Consider the following 22,237-nt stretch of genomic DNA (forward strand, 5'->3'; position numbering starts at 1 on the left):
CCGTTAATTCTCTTTATAATAAAGACCTGCACAATGTACAGGTCTTTATCTTATCCTTTACCTGGATCAAGCTCTTCAGGTTCTTCTATATCGCCTTTCTCAGAAAGGAGTTCAGTAAACGCTTCTTTCGGATCTGATAATATTTTTTCTTTTAGCTCAAGACCGGAGAGAATTTCTACCATACCATCCTCCACTCGTCCTGTTTCAATCTCTCTGAGGTATAGCTTCTTTTCCTCAAATACGACAACATAGCTCATCTTATCTTTTTGGATAATACTTTTTTCTGGTACTGATGGGGCATTTTCGTTTTGATGAAGTGGTGCTTCAATCGTTACATGAGTACCAGAAGCCATTTCTGACTCCCCTTCCATCACCACAATAAAATGATAGAGACTAAGTCCTGATTCTTCATCTACTTCATATGGACGAGTCTCAACTATGGTTATTCTTCCCGTAACAGGTTGACCGGGATAAGCTGGTGAGCGAACAATGACTTCTTGATCAGCAGCGATCGTTGGATAATCCAATTCGGAAACGGATCCCTGTACCGTAAGCACATTTGACAATACAGTTGCAACCGGTTCTCCATCATCAGGTGTACGGTTAACTTCTTTCACCATACCACTAATCGAGGAATCAACAGAAAGATCAACTTGCTCCGTATCCGCTTCTTCTATCTGACGTTCAAGTTCTTTCTCATCAAGCTCTGCCAATCTCTTCTTATATTCTGTATCTCTCACCTGTTCTTCCACATCAAGCAGTAACTGAAGTTTCTGCTCATCATCAAGATCTGAATTGGACTCAATACGTGAAGACTGCATCGAAAGATCGTCAAGCTGATCTTCGAGCACAGAGACTGCAGTCTCAGCTTTGTTCAACTGAGCTTTGAGATTAGACATATCCACTCGCTCTATCTCTTCATATTCAAAGAGGGAGGTTCCAGACGAGACTTCATCCCCTTCAGTTACAAGAACGTCAGAAATTTCACCGCGTGATGATTGATAATAGTAGGACTCCTCTAATTCAGGAATAAGAACACCTTCAAAAGTGACAAGCTCCTGATAGGTTTCTCCTTTAACAGTAACTGTCTCAAGCTTCTTATCATCTGCTAATACCCGCTGAATAAGGAGCGTGTTAACCGTTACAAAAAGGATAAGAAGCAGACCAGCGCTGATACTAATCCAGAGTGACTTACGTTTCACAGCTTGAACCTCCACCTTCTTCATTATAATGCTGTCCTTATGTAGGCCACAACCGCCACTATAATGAGGTTAAGTACGATTGACCAGAACACAGTATAGCCCCTAGATAAAGTAGTTATCTGCTTTATTGCTGCATATTGGACGAGCGTACCCCATGCTAAAAAGAGCGAGAGGCTGTAGCTAAAATAGAGCCAGAATACGTTATTCGTTATTAAATCAACATACACTCCGAGACTATATGGTGACACCAGTGCAGTCTCATGAAGCACCGCAATAAAAGGCAGTTGCAGCAGCATGCCAAGTAAGAGAATAAATACTACATAGCTATGTATATAAGCGAGCCTTTTAAAACCAACCTCCTGAAAAAATGGCCAGAATAGAAGCGCTGCGAATAGGATGATAACCACAAATGCAAGAACCCCTATCACACCATCTGTAATCACTTCACTTAATACGAACAGGAGTCTCTCATTTGATGCTAAACTAGCATATTCAGGCATTTCTCCTGCATACTTAATATTCATAAACGACGTTAATCCCATCACCATAAACGCAAGTAAACCAAGTAAAACCAAACGCCACCAGGTACCTTTCAATTTATAGGCCGTCCGAAGCGGGCGAAAATGCGAAAATGGTTTAAAACTTCCTAAAACTAGTCTCATAGAATGCGACATCCATGTTCCTCCTATGTAAAAAAACCTCATCTACTATTCATATTTTTACATAAACTCTCGAATTTTGACAGTATCTTTCAAAACTTTTGAAGAAACAACCCTATTTTAGGATATGCTTTCTTATAATTATCCCACCTTAAATCGTAGGGCAATCATGACGTTTAGGTGGGAAACTGACCCTAAAGGTTCGATTGGCTCAACTAACCATCAGAGGAAAAACCCCCTCTGATGGAAGTTTCACTTTATCCCACCCTTAAGGGGCAGTAATCCCCTCCTTAAATCGTGGGTGGGGAACTGACCCTAAAGGTCCGATTGGCTCAACTAACCATCAGAGGAAAAACCCCCTCTGATGGAAGTTTCACTTTATCCCACCTTTAAGGGGCAGTAATCCCCTCCTTAAATCGTGGGTGGGGAACTGATCCTAAAGGTCCGATTGGCTCAACTAACCATCAGAGGAAAAACCCCCTCTGATGGAAGTTTCACTTTATAGTGATTCCATTTCGATTCGACTGCCTCGACCCGATGGCTCTGAAGGAGAAACAATGACCTTACGTGGTAATCTTGCCCTAAGTTCAGGTACGTGACTAATCACTCCAACTGATAAACTTTCGTTTTGAAGTTTCTCAAGAGAGGTGATGACCGTATCAAGAAGTGATTCATCAAGTGTTCCAAATCCTTCATCAAGGAAGAAGAATTGCAGGGGATGCGCCCCGCGTAGCTGGATTTGTCCAGATAGGGCAAGTGCTAATGCAAGGGAGGTAAGGAACGTTTCCCCTCCCGAAAGCGTTGAGACCGGTCTCCTTACACCACCATTGGCATCATCTCGAATGAGAAAGCCTCCGCTCGAATCCACTTCAATAGCATATCGTTGGGATGTTAAATCACCAAGTTTCTGTGACGCATTTAGGCTCACCTGCTCAAGCTGTTCGGATGCAATAAACTCAACAAAACTATTTCCCCGGAAAACTGTTTGGAGCTTACCTAGCTTCTCTAATTCATCGCTTGCTGTCTTTCGTTTCTGCTCAAGCTCCATATAGCGTTCATGCCTTCTCGACACATCCTCAAGGTGATGACGCGACGCTGCATAAAGAGAAAGGGCTTCTTCTCGAACGATTCTGGCATCATCAGCTTGCTGAATTGATTCTTTCCACTCTTCCTCAGTCGTTCTGGTCCCGGAAAGCTTCTTCTCAAGCTCGCTCAAAGCATGTTCCGTTTGATTCCATTCTTTTCTATACGCTTCTACTTGCTGCTCCCACTCGATTCGCTTGTCCATAGGAGCTTCTGCTTTCCTTACCTGGTTGCGACCTGAAAAAATCGAACCGTTTTCAGCTGTCTGATAGGTTGACATCGCATCCTGTAAACGGCGTTTAACATCTTTAGAATAACTCCTGTCAGCCGCAGCCTTTCTCTCAGTCTGCTGGTATCTTTCGTCAGCTTTCTTCAACTCTTCTGAGACTGCCTTTTCTTGGTTCCGAAGTGTTTTTAACTGATGATCAACCTGATTGAACCCTGCCTCCGCGGTTGAATTTCCAGCAATGGCTTTGTACTCACCTTCCATCTTCTGAATCTGCTCCTGAAGCTCCGAAAGGGAACTTGTAAGCTCTGCTATTCGAACGGAATGCTTCTGACCCATTTCCTGCAAAGTGTTGAGACGTTTTTCTTTCTCTTCAATATATGGAACGCTTTTTGAAAGACGTTCACGGACCACGTTTGCCTGCTGATCCATTTTCTCTATCTTCTTACTTTCAGGATCAATTTCCTCAATCTTCAAGGAAAGCTCCTGTTCGATTGTCTTCTCTATTTCTTCTAGCTGTTTCGATCGTTCACGACGCTTCTCAACCTGGGAATCAAGTTGAAGTTGGAGCTGCTCAAGACGGTAGGTTTGCTCGGAACGTTTAGCCTGATCCTCCTGAAGAGATTTGCCTGTCTGTTTGATTTTCTCTTCCAGTTCACGAGCGTCCTGGATGAGTGATTTCAATTCAGTAATGCGTTCTTCATCGGAAAGATTTTGTTTCACTTCAGTTGAATCGTTTTGCTGAACGTCACGCAGACGTTCATCCTGCTCGGTCATTCGATCTGAAAGCTGCTCTAGTTGATAGTGAAGCTGCTTTGCATGTTGGAGCTGGTCTTTCAACATATCACGCATCTGTTCATCCTGCTGAATGCGATGCTGCCACTTAAGAGTGTGATCTTCACCTTCCGCAAGCTTAACGTGCTCCTTCGCACCACAGACCGGACATGAATCTCCTTCATGAAGCTCTGAAGCGAGTTGAATAGCAATTGCGTGAGTGCGACTTTCCTCTAGCTTTTGATAAGACTCGTGAATGCGAGCCCCCAGTCGCGCTATATGCTGATCAAGGGAGAGTTTATTGGAGGAAACGGTGTTATAAAGAGAGACCAATGCTTTGAAATAAGCAAGGTAACTTTCTTTTGTTTTTTCTAAATGCTTATTCACTTCGTTTATCAAAGGCTCAAGACGCTCACGTTCTCCAAGAAGTTTACTCTCTTCCCCGAGCGCTTCCTCCGCCTGTTTTGTTATTGATTGCCATTCCGTCTTTAGACCCTGAGCCCTTGACATTCGCTTCCGTTCTTCAGGAGACACATTCAGGTCAATCAGCTGAGAGTTCAAGTCGTTCTGAAGTGATCTAGCTACTTTTAAATCCTGCTCTGCTTTCTCTGTCCGTTCACTCGTCTCTTTCGCCTCTGTTTCGAATGATTGACGCTGCTCTAAACGCGTGTTCCATTGTCCTTTAAGACGTGATAACTCTTTCTCAAGACCCATACCACGTTCTAGATCATTGAGTCGCTTGATCAGGACCGGCTCCTGTTCCTGTTGTTTTGCCCTCAACAAGTCATATTTCTGTCTTGACGACAGATAGATCTTCTTTGATTCCTCGAGGTTCTGTTTTGTTTCTTCATACCGACTATCTGCTGCTAATGCTTCTATCTCGGTAGCTTCAACTGCATCAAGATAAGGTTTCAGTTGGGATGCAGCCAACGCTTTTTTGATTTCAGCTTCAAGCATCTCGATATCTTCACTTTTATCTGAAAGCGATTCTTTCTTTTTATTCAATTGAACAAGCTCCTGCTGCAAGGACCAGTTTTTTGAAACCTCTTCTTTTCTCTTCTCAGCAGCATCCAGGTCTACTTTTGCTTTCTCTGCTGCTTCTTCGGTTCTCTGAAGTGACTCTCTGGCATCCTTCAGGTTCTCTTTCGAAGCTTCCCCGAGTCCGGTTTGCTCAGCAGTTACTTCGTTCAAATAATATCTCTTCTCGTCAACTCGTGCCCTGAGACGGCGATTAAATTGATCCCCATATTTTTCTAATTGAAAAAGTCTCTGCAGCATCTGGCGTCTTTCCGTCCCTTTCAATGATAGAAACTCTGCAAATTTCCCCTGAGGAAGGACAACGGCGCGTGTAAAATCATCGATCGTTAATCCGAGGATTTCCTGGATCTTTTGTGATACGTCTCGATCTTTATCAGCAAGGACCGTATGTTCTTCCCCAATTTCAATCAGTCTTGAATTAGCAGAACGTATGGAAACATCCCCTGATCGCTTATAACTGCGTTCCACTTGATAGCGCAACTTTTCACCTAGCGCGAACGTAAACGACACGGAAAGCGTATCTTCCGCATGGTTCATTATCCCCTGGGTGTTATTAGTTGCACGTTCTACTTTTCCATAAAGAGCAAGCGTCATCGCATCAAGTAGGGACGATTTTCCACTTCCGGTAGGGCCAAATATTCCGAAGATCCCTCCCTGACAAAGTGTTTCAAAATCAATTTCCTGCTTTTCTCTAAAACTATGTAACCCTGATACTGTTAGACGGATTGGTTTCATCTGTTCATTCCTCCTTTCTTACCGATCATCTTCTGATTGGGAGAGTTCTAAAAAGAGTTGAATAAGCTCATCATCAGGTTCTGCCCCATCGGTTTGCTGTTCGTAAAACCGCTTAAATAACTCTTCAATTGGTAGACTGGAATATGACACTTTTTCCTGCCACTCTTTTTGATTAAATACCGGTCGGATATGTATAAATCCATCATGACGACTTCTAAGAAGATGGATTTCTTCAATTGAAAGCGTATCTTGTAAATGGATTTCCAAATCAATCCATGCATCCTCGTCTTTTCCTTCTTCTAACCATGTATAGACCTGATCCATTCCCTGATCGGCAATCCAGCGAACAAGTGGTTTACCTGATAGTAGATGTACTTCTCGGTGATGAGCTAGACCACCCGGCTCAATGTCAATAATCGTAACGGATTTTGCCTGATTCGCTTCTGAAAAGCTATATGCAAGTGGCGAACCCGAATAGCGAGCAAGGGCTGAACCGTTCGTAATCGTTTGGGGGCGATGAAGGTGACCAAGCGCCACATATTGCGCCTGCTCAGGAAGTGAATTCGCTGAAACTGTATAAGCGCCACCCACCTGAATAGGACGTTCCGAATCGCTTTCTCTACTTCCGGCAACGTAAATATGACTCATCGCTACATTTACGGCATCTTCTGGACAGGCAGAAGCAAGATCACGAAACATCATTTCAACCCGATCATCATAGGCCATCTGAAGCACGTCTTCTTCCTGACTTTCCGTTAGGCATTCATTTAATCTTGATTCAGAAGGGTATGGCAAAGCCGCAACCGAAAGCTTTTGCCCGTTCCTGACCGTTAATTGTACGGCCTCTTTAGTTGGAAATCCGATGATCGTAATTCCATTCGTATTCGCAAGTGGACGGGAGGCTGCTAGCCTCTCAGGATTATCATGATTCCCTGAAATGATAATAAGCGGCCGCTCACCATTGCTCGTCAGTTTGACAGCCGCTTCGTAGAAAAGCGTTTCCGCTGCTGCAGGAGGATTAACGGTATCAAATACGTCCCCGGCCATAAGAATGGCATCCACTTGTTCGTCATCCGCAATTGTAGTTAGCTCGTTAAGAAACTCTCTTTGTTCTGGCAAACGGCTTCTTCCTTCTAGCGTTTTTCCGAGGTGCCAATCTGCGGTGTGAAGCAATCTCATGAGTATCACTCCTTTAGTTCATTTCATCATTTAATAGTAAAAGAAGACTAGCCGGACATTTAGCCCGGCCAGCACATTAGTCAACTTCAAGCGTTCGACCACCATCGAAAAAGTAGAGAACTTTTTCTTTACATGGCATTTTCCAAATTTCATTAATTGCTTTTTCATATAAATGAAGCTGTGTCGTATATCGACGTTTCATCGTTTGTATCGCCTGATCTTCTGATGAAAAACGATCTTGAATTACATCTGTTTTGTAATCCACTAAGGTGAGTTCACCATCTATATCTTTTATAATGCAATCAATTACCCCCTGTAAAACGACTGTTTCATTCTCTCCTTTAAAATCAGAATAAATCCATTTGGAATCAACTCCAAGGCTAAACGGCACTTCTTTATAAATCTCTTTAGCGTTTCTCATTTTCTCGCCAAGAATTGATTCGGTAAATTGATGAACCTGACCCACATCAATGGCTTGTGCCTGTTCTAAAGTTAAGAGCTCCTTCTCTTCAAGCTTTGCAATTACTTCTCGAATCGAAGCTAAATCATGCTTTTGCTTTAGATTGAGATGCTGCATGACGACATGCATCGCTGTTCCTCTCTCAGCAGGTGTTAGTTTCTTGCTTTGTAGAAAGCGAGGACGTTCTTTTAGCGACTGACTGAAACCTTTAACAAGCTGATTATCACTACGCTCATCCTGAAAAACCTCTCGCTGTCTCTTCACTTCGGTCACCGATTGCTTGGACCTTGTTTCCGACGCAGCAAGATGCTCGTACTTCCAATTTAAGCGTTTCTCAACCTCTTCTTTATGGGGGCTTACTTCAGGGATCATTTCTCTCTTCTGAAGCAGCGCTTCATATTCTCGATGCTTCTGGACATCTTCCGCTTCCACTTCCGCAAACGTAGAAGCAGGGTGTACGGTGAGAGACCACCTTGAATCGTGGTTATATACTTCATCATGGAACGGAACACCAGTTTCCCCTTCTAAAATGGATGAAAGATCACGATGCCTGATGATCGATGGACCAATCCAGTTGAGATAGGATTTCCCTCGCGCACGTTCATAATCAGAAAGGAGCCATTCTTCAGCTGCGGCCCCCTTCCATGCTAACAAGTCTTTTTCCCAGTCATTTACTGTGCCAACCATGATTACCTTTTCCTTTGCTCGTGTTAAAGCTACGTAAAGAACTCGCATCTCTTCTGCAAGCACTTCAAGCTTCATTCGCTTTTGCAGCGTAAAGTAAGGTAGTGTAGGGTAGCTGATTCGATTCACGGGGTCAATAAACTTCGTTGCAAGTCCAAGCTCCTTATGGAGAAGCATTTGATTTGCCATATCTCTCAGGTTGAATTGCTTTGCGATTCCAGCAATAAAGACCACTGGGAATTCGAGTCCCTTACTTTTATGAATCGTCATGACTCGAACAACATCTTCCTGTTCCCCAAGAGCCCTTGCCGTTCCAAGATCGCCTCCTCGTTCTTTCATCCTGTCAATAAACCTGAGAAAGCGAAACAGTCCTCGAAACGACGTCGCTTCGTACTGCCTTGCCCGATCATATAATGCTCTTAAGTTCGCCTGCCGTTGAAGCCCGGCCGGCATTCCACCAACGAACTCATAATAGTTTGTCTCTCTATAGAGCTGCCAGATCAATTCGCTTAATGACGTCTGTCGCGCCTGCTCACGCCAGTGGTTCAAGTTTTCAACAAACCGGTTAAGTTTAGTAGATAGCCTACCTGACTCCGTTTGGGCATACGCTTTAAGTGCAGAAAAGTAAGTCGAGTGCTTATCATTGATTCGTATAAGTGCTAATTCTTCCTCTGACAACCCGATAATAGGTGAGCGCAAGACCGATGCGAGCGGGATATCCTGATATGGGTTATCGATAACGTTCAAAAGACTCATCATAATCGTAACTTCTGTCGCTTCAAAATATCCTGATGCTAGATCAGAGTATGCAGGTATGCCAGCCTGCTTTAATTCCTCTAAAATAACTGGTGCCCAGCTTGCTGTTGAACGGAGTAATACGACCATGTCGCGATATTGTACAGGTCTCATTCTATTCTCATCACGATCAAACACTTTTGCCCGTTCAGCTTCACTTTTACCCATCATTGTTTTGATTTTGGATGCGATTAAACGTGCCTCAAGCTGAACTTTTTCCACGTCTTCGTCTTCACCATCAGCGTCAGCACTCCGGTCAATCAAATGAACTTCCGGGAAAGTTGACTCAGAGCGAGGATAGTCTGCGCCCGGGATTAATTCAGCCGCCTTATTATATTCAATTTCACCAACACGCTCATCCATGATCTGTTTAAAAATGAAGTTCGTTCCATGTAACACTTCTTCCCGACTCCGAAAATTACGAGCAAGATCAATCCGTTTTGAAGGCTCATCAGAAGATCGTCCGAACGCTTTGTATTTTGAAAGAAACAATCCAGGCTCTGCCAGTCTAAAACGATAGATGCTTTGCTTAACGTCGCCAACCATAAAGCGGTTTCCACCTGCTTCAGAACTCCGACAAATCGCATTTAGAATCGTTTCCTGAACCGAATTCGTATCCTGGTATTCATCAATCAGTACTTCAGCAAATTGCGTCTGGTATTCACGTGCAGCGCTTGATGGAATCGGATTACCAGGAGTAGAAGACGCGTCTAATAAAATCCAGAGGCAGTAATGCTCAAGGTCGCTGTAGTCAACTAGACTCTTCTCTTTCTTTAACATCGTATAACGCTCTCTAAATTCGTTTACAAGCGAAGAAAGTGTGCCGAGGACGGGGGCCAGTTTCACAAGATCCTCTACATAGTCAGCCGGCTCCCGTTGAAAAAGATCCTCTTTCAACCCCTGAACGGTTTTCTTCACTTTGTCTCGCATGCCTTTTACAGTCTCAATCATTTCACCGTCATATTGATCGCCTTTACACGGTTTCAATCGAGCAAACGAAATAGTCTCAAAGACATCTTTTAACGCTTGCCAGGAGTCTGAAGCCGCAAGAAGAAGCCCAGCTACCATGTCTCGTTCAGATTCGATCGTCTCAAGATAAGGTTCAGGTCCACCAGGTGCCGCCGCGATTTCGATCGCTTTTTCCTGAATTTCTTTCATTCCTTCAAGCTGAAGAACAACATCTTTCATTAACTCCTTTACCCAGATCAGCTGATCAAAGTTTTCTCTATTTGCTTCCTCGTACTGCTTCACACTATCCTGAAGCCATTGTTCAGGCCAAGGATGGCTTGACGAGAAGTGATAAAGTCTTTCAACAAGCTGCTGGAGATCCACATCGCTTCGATCATTACTATACCGATCGACAAGATCATAGAAAGCTTCATTCTCTTCTTGACTGTAATGCTCTTCAAACAGCTCCTCCATTGCTTCCTCTCGAAGGAGAGCTGCTTCCGTTTGGTCAGCGACTCGAAACGCAGGATCAAGGTCAATTTCATAGTAATAACGGCGAAGGACTTCCATACAAAAAGAATGAAGTGTCGAAATGGAAGCTCTGTTTAACATCGATAGCTGCCTTCTTAAATAAAGGGAGGAAGGATCTTCTTTAAGCCTTGCTTCGAGCGCCTCACCAATACGGTGCCTCATCTCAGCTGCTGCAGCGTTTGTAAAGGTTACAACGAGAATTCGGTCAACTTCAGCTGGATCCTGCTCATCCGCAAGCCTTCGAATAATTCGTTCCACAAGCACAGCCGTTTTGCCTGAACCAGCCGCGGCGGCAACAAGAACATCCTGATTTCGAGCCGCAATCGCTTCCCACTGCTCATCCGTCCATCTTGATCCCTCTGGTTTACTCATTAGATTCGCCATCGGCTTCACCCTCCTCTCTCATTCGTCTTAAAATCGTTTCATCGTCCTGAACCGGAATTTGTCTGTATGCATTATCCTCCATCGCTTGATCAAATTGGCAGAATGATCGATACGAACAAAAAGTACAAGGTACACGATCTTTCATTTTGTATGGATCAATGTCGATTCGACCATCTGAAATATCCGCGCCTATTGTTTGTATTGTCTTACGTGTAAACGACCGCAGCGCTTGAAAATCATCAGATGATAGAACAGATGAGTTTTTATAAAAGCTGCCATCCTTTTTAAGAGAGGCAGGAATAATATCCGATTTCTTCTTTCCAATCTCGCTATCCATCAAGCTCACAACATCTTTATCAGCAAGGAGTAGTCCTTTCATCTTAAACTTTTTGAACAACTCCTGCTGAATCGCAGCCTGTCCTGGTGCTGACGTTTGAAGCATCGGGTTATGAACATGGAAATACAGCATACCAGCAGCCGCCGCCTCGCGACCAAGCCAGATGTTCGCATTCGTTATCACCACATCAAGATACGTTAACATCTGAAGCGCAAGACCAAAGTACACTTCTGAAAGGTCAAGCGACGTACCACTTGATTTGTAATCAATCACTCGTAGCAATAGCTGATCCTCATTGAAAGCCTGGTCAACCCGGTCAATACGCCCAATGAGCTGAAGCGTGCAGCCATTTTTTAACGTGAATTGAATTGGCGGAAGCTCCTGACCAGGTCCAAAACCGAGCTCAAGACCAGCAGGCTGAAAACCACTCTTCTTCGCCTGCTGACCGAGTACGGAAGATGCGCGCCCAACAACCTGCGTTAATTTCCGCATGATGTAGTGATAGCGATTTGAGCTCAAGAGAATTTCATTCTGAAGCTTTGGTGCAAGCTGCTTCACGATATCACCGGAGAGCTCATAATATTGATTGGATGATAGCTTGCCCCAGTCCCAATCGCGCTGTTTGATCGTTTCAGCCATCATATTAAGAGCAGCATGGAAAAGCTGGCCAATATCTGGCGCCTCCAGTTTGAACGCTGATCGCTCCTTTAACTTCAGCCCGTGAGATGCAAACTGAGAAAATGCACAGGACTGGTACCTTTCCATCCTCGATACACTCGCTTGAATCGTAGAGCCATATAGTTGCCTGCTCGTTGAATCAGACAGCTGCTCCGCTTTATTTCTGTAGAACAGGCTATCAACTAACCGCAACTTTCCTTCTTCCTGATCCTTATTCTGAACGAACCAATTGTAGGCATCCCACCAGATGGGATCAATCGGATAGCCTCGATTCCACTGGCGAAGCTGTCCAGTTAATCTACCAATGGTTTTGGAAGAATTCGTAATAAAAGAAAGTTCCTCCAATGCATCCTCACCCGGTTCAGCAAACTTCAAGCCTTTTTCAAGCTCTGGAAACATTTCCTGCAATCGATTCATGATGATGGATGGCTGTAACCCTTTCCCTTCTTCATCAGCAAGCGGGCAGCTTATCCACAAATAATCGGATGGCGTTGCCAGGGAGTGATAGATAAGAAATTCTTCATCTAATAAACGTCGCTTCAAACCAGGAGCAAGCTGAATCCCCTGTTCTTCTAGCTTTTCACGGTCCTGTTCACTCAGGAGACCGTCTTCCTGAATTTTTGCGGGGATTACGCCTTCATTGACTCCGAGAAGGAAGCCACATCTCACATTTGTAAAGCGTGTGCGATCGATGCTCCCAATGACGACTTGATCAAGCGATGCTGGTACAAGCGCAAACTTCATGTTTTCGATTCCGGCTTCAAGCAATTTCGTAAACTGCTCTACCGAAAGTTTTTGGTTACCAATTAACTCAACTGTCTCGTCTAGTAGAGACACAACTGCATCCCACACTTGATCATGCTCTCTTGCTTTTGACAGCTGTCCTGATTGTTCAGCTGCTTCTTTCAAGCGATCCACTTTTTCAGCAGCGTTACTATTCTCAAGAAGATAGTAAAGTGCTTCGCACATATCACGTACTGTCTTGGCTTTCTTCATATTCCGCTCAAACTTTTCAAGTGGAGCAGAGACCCATTCCTTTGTCTCATTAAGTCGTTCTTCCATTTTCAGAAGCTCATCAGATGTGATCGCCTCTTTATCCTCAAGCTGACGATAGATGGTTGCCTTCCATCGCTCTCCCGTTTTCCAGCGATATCCTTTTATTCCTTTGGCAATCACATAGTTTTCAAGCTCGTCCATACGCTCTCTGACTTCTTCCGCACTCTCACCAGTATCATTTGGAAAAAGAAGTTCTGTTTTCACGCAGCGAAACACAGCTTCATAACGCCAGTGGTATTGAATAATATCAAGGCTTGAGCGGATGAGTTCGATCAAAGGGTGATGAAGCATCGTTCTTTTCTGATCTGAGAAAATGGGAATGCCGTGGTCCCCAAATATCGTTTCAACAAGCTCATAATAAGTGCCCATATTTCGAACCATTATCGCGATATCACGAAAAAGAAATCCCTCATCTCTTACTAACCTTAACGCTTCCCTTGCAACAGCTTCTACTTCAGAGCGAATATTAACAGCATGATTCATATGAATATACTCAAGGTTTCCATTGTAAAGAAAAGGTGGCCTTTCCCCGTAGTTCGCTTCTAAATGAGCAAGTTCAAAATTTCTGTACCGTTTTTGAGAAGAGTGAAGTAGAGGTGGATGAATGAGAGCTCCCTCTTCACTCGCCATGGCTGAGAGTGTTTGATACGTCTTAGCAGGCTCATGAAACAAATCAAGTTCATGGATGATAGAAGGGATCATCTCGGTATCCATTGTGATTGTAAAGTTGAGATGAACTCCTTTTTTCATTAAAGCCCTAAGCACGAGTAACTCCTGTGGCGTAAAACTATGAAAACCGTCAATCCAGATAGAGGCCCCATCAAGATAGCTTGATTCAGGAATTTTCTCAGCCAGAAGTGCTAAATAATCTTCTGAATCAAGGTAGTGACCGAACATCGCTTTTTGAAAGGCTTCATAAACGAGATGTAGATCATAAAGCTTATCTCTAAGCAAGCTCCGCTCATCATTAGTGTACAAATCATCGGCATAGCTTTTAATATCATCTGGCTCAAGACAATAGCGCTTAAATTCAGTCACCATGTCATTTAATTGCTCAACATAGCCGCTCTTCTCTGACGAACGCTGATAGATTCGAAGCTTCTGCTTATTTTCCTCAATGATGTGACGAAGCATCATACTCGTCCCAACAGAGGTTAGATGAGGTCTTGCCATGCCTCCTGTTTCCTGGAGAACCTTCCAAGCAAGTCTTGTAAAACTAAAAACCTGCGCCCGAATTATTCCTTTTAAACCACGATTATTTACGAACTCATATTCAGATTGAAACGTCATTTGTTCTGGTACTAGATAAATCATCGTCTGACCGAGTGGTTGTTCGGTGAGTTCATTTTGAATTTCCATCAGGCATCGATCCGTTTTACCACTTCCGGACCTGCCAATGACAAATTGAACTGTCATTTCATCTGCCTCCTACTAACTTAACCCTATTTTCTATTTCCTATTATCTCATGTTTTCGCATAATTGAATAGGATGGATAGGAAAATACGTTCGCATTCAGAACAACCAAATATTGTAAAAAGAGCACTCATGGGTTTTAGCATTTAGTCCTGGGGTATATGGTAGTAAACACTTATTTAAAAAGGAGTTTTAACCATGGAAAAAGAACTTGAAACGTTTAAATGGGAATTAAACCGCCTGACACGGGATATGTCGGAATTTGTTCACAGTTATGAAAAGCTTGATGAAGGTCAGAAACGAAGTGTAGCAGCTGATTACCCTTTTTCTTCTAACCTCCATGATTTAAAAAACATGCTTGCTACGTGGAATAATACTGTTAATAAAATGTAATCACTTAAAAGCACTTCCAAATCCGGAAGTGCTTTTTTGTATTCAAAACATGTTTTCTTTTTTGCTTCATACACCTAGAGAGTAGGGATTTGTAGAAAAGGAGGTTACGCATGTTTACCAACAGGAAGTATTACGAGCCGTATGTCAGTCCCTTTGACCCATGTCCGCCGATCAGAGTGAAGTCCTATTCCACACCACCTAACCTTTACTTGGGTTTTCAGCCTCCTGGACTTGAACAATTTTCCGCACAAGAAGCTCTGTATAAGGGAACCCTCTGGAAAGCACTTTATGATCCATATCAATCCAAACGGGAGGAGTAATTATGGCGCAAAAACAGCTTCCAAAAGCCTACTATGCTCTTCTAGAAGAACTGCAGGTCGTTGATTTTGTCCTTGTTGAATTGACTCTCTATCTTGATACTCACCCTGATGATTATGAAGCAATTAAGCAATTTAACGAGTACGCGAAGATGAAAAAACAATTAAAAAAGCGCTACGAGAAAGAGTATGGCCCACTGCAGCAGTATGGAAATAGTTATTCCAATTACCCATGGAACTGGGACGATGCCCCGTGGCCGTGGCAAGTTTAGCCCTAGAAAGGATGAGTCACCGTGTGGATTTATGAGAAAAAGCTACAATATCCCGTTAAGGTAAGCACATGCAATCCCATGCTCGCCAAGTTTCTTATTGAGCAATACGGTGGCGCAGATGGCGAATTAGCTGCGGCGCTCCGCTATTTAAATCAGCGCTATACTATTCCTGATAAAGTAGTCGGCCTGCTAACTGATATTGGAACCGAAGAATTTGCTCACCTGGAAATGATCGCAACGATGGTATACAAACTTACAAAAGATGCCACCGCAGACCAGATGAAAGAAGCAGGCCTTGGGGCACACTACGCCAATCACGACAGCGCACTCTTCTACCACAACGCAGCAGGCGTCCCATGGACAGCAAGCTACATCGCAGCAAAAGGTGACCCAATCGCAGACCTTTACGAAGACATCGCAGCCGAAGAAAAAGCACGCGCCACCTACCAATGGATCATCGACCTATCAGACGATCCCGACCTAAACGACTCCCTTGCCTTCCTAAGAGAAAGAGAAGTAGTCCACTCCCAGCGCTTCAGAGAAGCAGTTGAAATACTAAAAGAAGAAAGAGATAAAAAAAGGATATTTTAATTAGAAAAGCGAAGACGAGCGTTTAGAAATGGAGATATTGGAACTCTTGAACTGGAACACGTTCTTGGTGTTCCTGTGAAATATCGGAAAAAAATAACCAACATCCATAAACCAAAAGCCATGCCGATTACTGGCATGGCTTTAACTCTTTAACCTTATCTAGCCTGGTCCTCCGTTTGCTGCTTCCTGGTACGCTGGTTCAGTTTTAATTCAATGTACTTCCCTGCCCCCCACAGAAGAACGATCGCAAGTAGAATGAGCACCATTTCAAGGGGTCGATGGATTAAAGAAAAAACATCATGTCCAATAAATGATACTATTGAAATCATGACCATTTTTCCGAGGAGAACAGCAAGAACGAAACTTCTTATGCTTATATTCGACAACCCTGCGACAACATTAATTAACGAAGAAGGTGTGAAAGGAAAACAGAGAAGAAGAAAGACCATTCCAAACCCATGTCGTTCAATCCATCGCAGCGTTTTTTCGATTTTGGCATGTTTTGTTACGATACGCATGAATCGCTGCCTCGCAAGCTTTCTGACCACCACGAAAACAAGCAATGCGCCAAGAGAAGCCCCGAACCATGACAATAAGGAGCCAAACCAGAATCCATATGCAGCTGCATTGCCAGCCACAAATAGAAATAACGGCAGAATGGGAATTACTGCTTCAAGCATTGGTAGCAGAATTCCTGGCAAAGGGCCAAGCGCTCGATACTGGCTAAGCCATTCTCTTATCGTTTCTTCATTCAGAAAATCTTTGATAATTTCCCATTCCATATGGGATTCAACCTCGTTTCCTGGTGCGTACGTCAGAGTGACAGCACAAAATGCTTATTTCTCTTATTAAAGCATAATTAATAGTTATTAGAAAGAGAGAAGCTACTTCATTAATGCCTGATAGACTTCGGCATCAAGCTCTTCCGCTTTTTTCTTATTATAGGTCTTCTCATATCGAGGCTCGGAGGTGATCTTTGCTCCCCAGAACATCGTTTCCATTACCTGTTCTATCTCTACATTGATTTTCGCAAGTTTGAGCGAAACGCCTTTCATCGCTTCTTCTATGATTGTTGCCTTCCCTTGTATGGAGTAAACTGTTTCAAGTCCTATGATCGTTAACACCACTCCAGGATGACGCATCACATTTTGAACAGTTCGTGAATTCGAAGTCACTGAAAAACGAATATTTTTCTTATCGAAACTTTTCACCCATGATATTGCAGATACATTCGGGGTGTCACTTTCATAATCAATCGTAGAAAGCATCACTAACCTCTCTCCTGCAAAAAACGCTTCAAGTTCATCCGTTAATTCTGTCACCTTATCCTTTTTAGCCAAACGACTCATCCTTTCGATCTCTTATCACTACTCTCTCCTAAAAGACTACCATGAATACCGCTTAATGGAAACGCTTTAGAAAACCCCTTTTACATTGGACTAACTCGAAGTTTGCCTACAAAAAAAGACCGTGCTCATTGAGCACGGACAAAAGGGGGAAAATCACATTAAAACTTACTTAGGGGGTTTTGTAAGAACTATTCCCGCTCACCAGAAAACCAAACTTCAAAACTAATATTTATTTTGAAATATTTTGTTTTTAATTAGTTGACCATCAAATTCAAGTCAGTTGGTTAACTATCGGGTAAATACACAAGCCTGACTTCGACTAGAGTAGAAGATTAAAATGAGTGAAATCAAGAGCAATCTCAAATTGCTTAGCACCAATAGCTTGTGTCCTGTAAATAAGGGGCTCATCTCCTTCAGTAGCACTCGTTATTCAATCATCACTTTCGTAACTGCACATGCTAAACTCTCCAAAAGACAAATATGTTAAATTACAATCATCTAAAAATTATTAATAGAGAAAATTTTAATCGAATAGGAGGGGGTGACTAACCCCCGACCTCTCACACCACCGTACGTACGGATCCGTATACGGCGGTTTCATGAAAATCTAACGTGCTTCTAACGATTTTAATCCTAACTGACGCCACTACTTGTCATTGAAGGTACGGTGGAGGATCGGGCTACTGGCAATTCGCCAGTAGCCTTTTCTTGTGTTGCTCCATTCAAAAGCTTTCGCTTTTGTAACACCTAATGAAAGGAGTTCTTTCCTTCTTGTTTTAGGTGTTTTCCATTCCTTCCACCGGATCATTCGTAATCTCCTTCTCAACCATGCCATTAATTCTCTAAAAGTTGATGTCGTTTCAGCGAGCTGGAAATAGTTTCGCCACCCTACAATGAATTTGTTTAATTTCTTGATTCGATCGGACATCGCTAATCTCCACTTTCGTGATGTTAAGCGTCGAAGTTCCTGTTTTGCTCGTTGGATTGATTGTTTCGCGACCCTGATTTTCGAGTCTCGGTGGAGCGTGAAACTAAACCCAAGGAACGTTCGTTTCCACGGGCGGTCAATCGCACTCTTTTCCTTATTAACTTTTAGTTTTAATTTCTTCTTGATAAACTGGCTGATATTTCGAAGGATTCGTTCGGCTGCTCTTCTTGAGCCTACGTAAATCTGACAATCGTCGGCGTATCGAACGAAACGAATACCTCTTGACTCCAATTCCTTATCCAGTTCATTTAACACGATATTTGATAGAAGTGGACTTATAGGACTTCCTTGCGGTGTCCCTGCTTGGTTCGTCTGTGTTAGGCCGTTCTCCATAACCCCAGCTTGTAGGTATCTCCGAATGATTCGAAGGATGCGACCGTCCTTAACCCGACAACTCAATGTGCGCATTAGTCGGTCGTGGTGAACGCGATCAAAGAATTTCTCCAGATCGATATCCACCACCCACCGGTATCCGTCATTGACATATTCTTGGGCTTTTCGGACCGCATCGTGTGCTCGTTTTCCTGGTCGGAACCCGTAGCTTGAGTTGGAAAACGACGGATCGTAGATCCGTTGAAGATAAAGGTTGATAGCTTGTTGGATGAAGCGATCCATGGCGGTTGGAATGCCTAGCTTTCGTTTGCCTCCGTTCGGTTTCGGGATTTCGACACGACGGACGGGTGACGGTTGATAGGTTCCATCCAGAAGTTGGGCTTCAATCTCATTCCAGGACTCCGAGATCTGGGATTTCAGTTCAGACGTGGGAATGTGATCAACGCCGTGACTCCCTTTGTTTCGGACCACTCGTCGATAGGCTTCGTTTAAATTGTTCCGATGAAGTATCTTTTCCAACATGCTTTCTTCCTCCACGTGACAGGTTTCTTTCCTTGTGTGGCACCAATTCTCCACGCTCCATATGCCCTCAGAGACTTCACTCCTACCTCATATGTTGAGCTGAAATGTTCTGTGTCATCGAACGATGCGTACTTCGGTAGAACCTGTTCTCTATTCATGATTCGGTCCTTCCCGTACCATCTCGAGTTTGGAACGGTACTATGACCTCGGCTGACTTCTGATGGTTCCGTGACTTCTCTTGAAGACAGTTACCATAGGTGTATGGCGTGACCGTCAGACCTCCCCGGGTAAGTGCACAAACTTCCTCTCCATTTACCCGCCTCATTTACTGTCATTTCCTTTGGTCATTTGGACTTCGATGTGTGTTGCCATCTCATCCAAAAATGACAGCCTTGTATGAGATTCGTGTTCCTCGGGTCAGAGATTTGCCTCTGGCTTCCTTCAGATTCCGAGTCGCCTCGGACACCCTTGCCTTTGGCTAACGGCTACAATGACCTTTGCCGTTCGGGACTTGAACCCTATAGCGTATGCACATGCCGGGCACACAACGAAAAAAACTTTCCAACTAGGAAAGTTTTAAGTAAGTGCAATTATGTAGATCATGGGCGTATTTCAACAGGTATCCGAAACAAGAAGATCTCTTTCTGATCATCTATGACAATTGGAACTTCCACTTCTACCTGATAAACGCCTGGGTTAAGTTGTTCAGTGGTCTGTGATTCTCCTTCAATAATCTCATCCTGTGAAACCTTTTTCTCTACTGAAGGAACAGGTGACGTATAAGGAATAAGGACTTCATCTGTTTTTTGATCTGATATCTGATAGTCTAACAAAACATCTTCCACAACTGATATCTCTGTCCAGTCTTTACCTTCATATTTAATTTTCGCAGTTAACGTGATCTTACCATCTGCAAGCTCGCTATTAACAAGGGCCCCAACCGGTATTTTCGGCTGTGTTTCTGAACGAGAAACAACATTTTTTTGTTTTTCGCTCAATACATATTCACTTGTATTCATCTCCCCATCACTCATAAGCACGTTAGCCGCACCCACTACGATAAAAGCTACAAAGAAAAGTATAATGAATTTTGAGCTGTTAAACTTGATTCTTTTCATGGTGACATCCTTCCATCCTAAATTCAATGCCACTATTATATCATTTCCGAATCCGAACAATCGAAAAAGTTGTGATTCATAATTGATTTGCTACACTGATCTTAAGGTCACCTGGGAAGGATGTCATCATATGTCATTCATAATAGATATTCTATACGGGGTAGGAATTGTTTTCTTATTGATTGCAGGTCTCTATTTTGTAGATCTCTTTCGAAAAAAATAAGTTAAGCCTCAGGACCCACTTTATAAACAACCGAAGAAGAGGGATCGACTACGGATGCGTCATATTCCTTCTTCACCATCCCATCTGGCATATCTTTGATAGTCCGAACAAGCTCTGCTTCGTCAGGCCTGTACCCTTTCCTAGATAAAAATTCCATGATCTCTCTCGTTGTAACGGGTTCTTCAACACTTTTTAAAAAGGCAACCATTTCATTCTTCATAATATGACTCCCTTTCATTGCTGCATTTTGTCTACATTATACAATTACCCTCCAATATTACGAAGCAACCATATAATCACGCCCTTTCCATTCCTAATAAAATTCGCTAAACTTAATTACAGATCAACTGTTTTAACTGATTTGATTCTAATTTAGCTATAAAGCTAACCTATTTATTAGTAAAGGAAGGGGAAAATAGGGTTGCGTACATTCATGGTTATATTATCGATTTTACTGATTGTCCTTGCAGGCTGTGGGAACAATTCGGCGAATTCATCCTCAAACGATTCATCGGGAAGCGGAGGGGAAGACATGGAAGAAAAACTATCTTTTGAAACCGTTCAAATGGAGAATGCTCCAAATGATATAAAGACTACCGTTCAGCAAAAGTGGCTTGAGAAATCAACATTCACTGTGCCTTCAGGGGATGATCTCTATATTATTATTACAAGGGGCGAAATGCCTACAGGTGGTTATTCGGTTGCGATCGATACCATTGTCAAAAAAGGAAATCAATTGGTCGTTTCCTTCTATAATACAGACCCTAAGAAAGATGATATGGTTACCCAGGCTATTACAAAGCCAATTACCATTGCGCGCATTGATCTGACGAATGCTAGAGTGAAATTTAAAGAAATTCAGAAGAGCTCTCCTACAAAGGAATAAGCTCTTTTGTTTAGAATCCAATAATAACGTTTACAAATAACATGAGAGCTTTTTGGATCTAAGAGGGCAATTACGCTTTTCTTTTGTCCAGCTTCTTTGCCCAGACTCTCGAGCACTTCAACAACCAAAAGGAACACAAAAGACGTATTCTTTTTGGTTGTCTCCAGTGCTATTCGGGTCTAAACGGGCAATTACGCTTTTCATGAAAGGGGATATTTTGATGATTGTTTATGAGCATGGGAATTCTGTAGTGATGATTAAACAACATGATCATGCGCTGCTTTCTGGGCAGTTTGCGCGGGAGTTGAAGATGGATTATTGGCCTGATTTACGGTATCGTGAAGAGGTTCTTTTTGCGATTAAGCATCATGATCGCGGATGGATTGACCTTGATGAAGTGCCTTTTTGGAATGATCGCCAGCAGGCGCCTTATTCCTTTCTAGATTTCCCTCTAGCACCAAAATTGACGTTTTATAGAAAAGGCATTGAGGAAGTTAAGAAACAAACGTTTTATGGGTCATTTCTATGCAGCAAGCATTACCAGTCCTTTTTTAATGGGGCTAACGCAAATCAGGCATTAGCTTTCTATGAAGAGGAACAGCGACGTCAACAGGATCTAGAAAAGCATTTCGACATCTCAGATCCTCTTCTTACTTTCCACTATCAGCTTCTTCAATTCTGTGATGATCTCTCTTTATTTGCCTGTTTTCAGGAGCCAGGTGTTGCACAGGAAGACGAGATAAAATGGTATAAGGATGGATTTCCGCAGCATTTTCATTTTCTACACCATAATGAAAAGGTAGTAGCTCACTGGCATAATGAAAAATCCATCAACCTCTCCCATCCCCTATTTCCAGAAGGACACACCTTCGAGGTTCAAATCAAGCAGGTTTCGAACGACTTGATTAAATCCAAGGGGATCGCCAACGCCTATCAATCTACTTCTTATGAAACACGCACTTTCCAGTTCAACTCTTGAAATCTAATGGATAGCAGAGTATTTGACATATCTGCGTATAATTCATCCTTTCTCAGAAGGAGAGGAATACTTAGATAATTGGA

The 22,237-nt window shown here is 43.0% G+C and carries 18 protein-coding genes; 6 read left to right on the plus strand and 12 right to left on the minus strand.

From position 1 onward, the window contains the following. Nucleotides 1–50: 50 nt before the first annotated feature. From ABFG93_RS04000 to addB, 6 genes are all read right to left on the minus strand, one after another. Nucleotides 51–1,202, minus strand: coding sequence for an efflux RND transporter periplasmic adaptor subunit (locus ABFG93_RS04000; protein WP_347550835.1), 1,152 nt, complete (start codon nt 1,200–1,202; stop codon nt 51–53). Nucleotides 1,203–1,225: 23 nt separating this feature from the next. Beyond that, nucleotides 1,226–1,876, minus strand: coding sequence for a hypothetical protein (locus ABFG93_RS04005; protein ID WP_347550837.1), 651 nt, complete (start codon nt 1,874–1,876; stop codon nt 1,226–1,228). A gap of 484 nt (nt 1,877–2,360) precedes the next feature. Further along, a complete protein-coding gene (locus ABFG93_RS04010; RefSeq protein WP_347550839.1) occupies nt 2,361–5,717 on the minus strand; it encodes an SMC family ATPase in 3,357 nt (1,118 codons plus the stop codon). Between the two features lie 18 nt (nt 5,718–5,735). Beyond that, nucleotides 5,736–6,896 carry an exonuclease SbcCD subunit D gene (locus tag ABFG93_RS04015; protein WP_347550840.1) on the minus strand — a complete coding sequence of 387 codons (1,161 nt, stop codon included), beginning with the start codon at nt 6,894–6,896 and terminating at the stop codon, nt 5,736–5,738. 76 nt (nt 6,897–6,972) lie between these two features. Then, complete coding sequence (gene addA / locus ABFG93_RS04020) at nt 6,973–10,698, minus strand: helicase-exonuclease AddAB subunit AddA (protein WP_347550842.1); 3,726 nt, start codon at nt 10,696–10,698, stop codon at nt 6,973–6,975. Then, on the minus strand, nt 10,679–14,185 hold the full coding sequence (gene addB, locus ABFG93_RS04025; RefSeq protein ID WP_347550844.1) for a helicase-exonuclease AddAB subunit AddB: 3,507 nt from the start codon (nt 14,183–14,185) through the stop codon (nt 10,679–10,681). Before addB ends, addA begins: the two co-directional genes overlap by 20 nt. Nucleotides 14,186–14,381: 196 nt before the next feature. On the opposite strand from addB, the gene ABFG93_RS04030 reads away from it, so the two are divergent. The 4 genes from ABFG93_RS04030 (at nt 14,382) to cotJC (ending at nt 15,756) form a co-directional block, all read left to right on the plus strand. Continuing rightward, nucleotides 14,382–14,576 carry a hypothetical protein gene (locus ABFG93_RS04030; protein WP_347550846.1) on the plus strand — a complete coding sequence of 65 codons (195 nt, stop codon included), beginning with the start codon at nt 14,382–14,384 and terminating at the stop codon, nt 14,574–14,576. Nucleotides 14,577–14,686: 110 nt separating this feature from the next. Continuing rightward, entirely contained in the window at nt 14,687–14,896 is a 210-nt protein-coding gene (locus ABFG93_RS04035; RefSeq protein WP_347550848.1) for a spore coat associated protein CotJA, read from the plus strand. A gap of 2 nt (nt 14,897–14,898) precedes the next feature. Beyond that, a complete protein-coding gene (locus tag ABFG93_RS04040; protein WP_347550850.1) occupies nt 14,899–15,165 on the plus strand; it encodes a spore coat protein CotJB in 267 nt (88 codons plus the stop codon). 21 nt (nt 15,166–15,186) lie between these two features. Continuing rightward, nucleotides 15,187–15,756, plus strand: a complete 570-nt coding sequence (gene cotJC / locus ABFG93_RS04045) for a spore coat protein CotJC (RefSeq protein ID WP_347550852.1) — start codon at nt 15,187–15,189, stop codon at nt 15,754–15,756. A 155-nt stretch (nt 15,757–15,911) separates the two neighbouring features. Here cotJC and ABFG93_RS04050 read toward each other — a convergent pair whose 3' ends face one another. The 6 genes from ABFG93_RS04050 to ABFG93_RS04075 all read right to left on the minus strand — a co-directional run bounded on the left by ABFG93_RS04050 (nt 15,912) and on the right by ABFG93_RS04075 (nt 20,509). After that, nucleotides 15,912–16,538, minus strand: a complete 627-nt coding sequence (locus ABFG93_RS04050; RefSeq protein ID WP_347550853.1) for a TVP38/TMEM64 family protein — start codon at nt 16,536–16,538, stop codon at nt 15,912–15,914. A 102-nt stretch (nt 16,539–16,640) separates the two neighbouring features. Further along, nucleotides 16,641–17,105: a pyridoxamine 5'-phosphate oxidase family protein gene (locus ABFG93_RS04055; RefSeq protein ID WP_347550855.1), complete on the minus strand. Its 465-nt coding sequence runs from the start codon at nt 17,103–17,105 to the stop codon at nt 16,641–16,643. Nucleotides 17,106–17,751: 646 nt separating this feature from the next. Beyond that, on the minus strand, nt 17,752–18,948 hold the full coding sequence (ltrA, locus tag ABFG93_RS04060; protein ID WP_347550857.1) for a group II intron reverse transcriptase/maturase: 1,197 nt from the start codon (nt 18,946–18,948) through the stop codon (nt 17,752–17,754). Beyond that, entirely contained in the window at nt 18,915–19,106 is a 192-nt protein-coding gene (locus ABFG93_RS04065; RefSeq protein WP_347548066.1) for a hypothetical protein, read from the minus strand. Before ABFG93_RS04065 ends, ltrA begins: the two co-directional genes overlap by 34 nt. A 441-nt stretch (nt 19,107–19,547) precedes the next feature. Beyond that, nucleotides 19,548–20,066, minus strand: a complete 519-nt coding sequence (locus ABFG93_RS04070) for a hypothetical protein (protein WP_347550858.1) — start codon at nt 20,064–20,066, stop codon at nt 19,548–19,550. Between the two features lie 224 nt (nt 20,067–20,290). Then, the gene (locus ABFG93_RS04075) at nt 20,291–20,509 is read right to left on the minus strand and encodes a hypothetical protein (protein ID WP_347550860.1); all 219 of its coding nucleotides are present in this window, start codon (nt 20,507–20,509) and stop codon (nt 20,291–20,293) included. A 201-nt stretch (nt 20,510–20,710) separates the two neighbouring features. On the opposite strand from ABFG93_RS04075, the gene ABFG93_RS04080 reads away from it, so the two are divergent. Both ABFG93_RS04080 and ABFG93_RS04085 read left to right on the plus strand, forming a co-directional pair. After that, complete coding sequence (locus tag ABFG93_RS04080; protein ID WP_347550862.1) at nt 20,711–21,175, plus strand: protease complex subunit PrcB family protein; 465 nt, start codon at nt 20,711–20,713, stop codon at nt 21,173–21,175. Nucleotides 21,176–21,395: 220 nt separating this feature from the next. Next, the gene (locus ABFG93_RS04085; RefSeq protein ID WP_347550863.1) at nt 21,396–22,154 is read left to right on the plus strand and encodes a DUF3891 family protein; all 759 of its coding nucleotides are present in this window, start codon (nt 21,396–21,398) and stop codon (nt 22,152–22,154) included. The last annotated feature ends 83 nt before the right edge of the window (nt 22,155–22,237 follow it).

It is taken from the genome of Pseudalkalibacillus hwajinpoensis (assembly GCF_039851965.1).
In the GTDB taxonomy this organism is placed as follows: domain Bacteria; phylum Bacillota; class Bacilli; order Bacillales; family Guptibacillaceae; genus Guptibacillus; species Guptibacillus hwajinpoensis_E.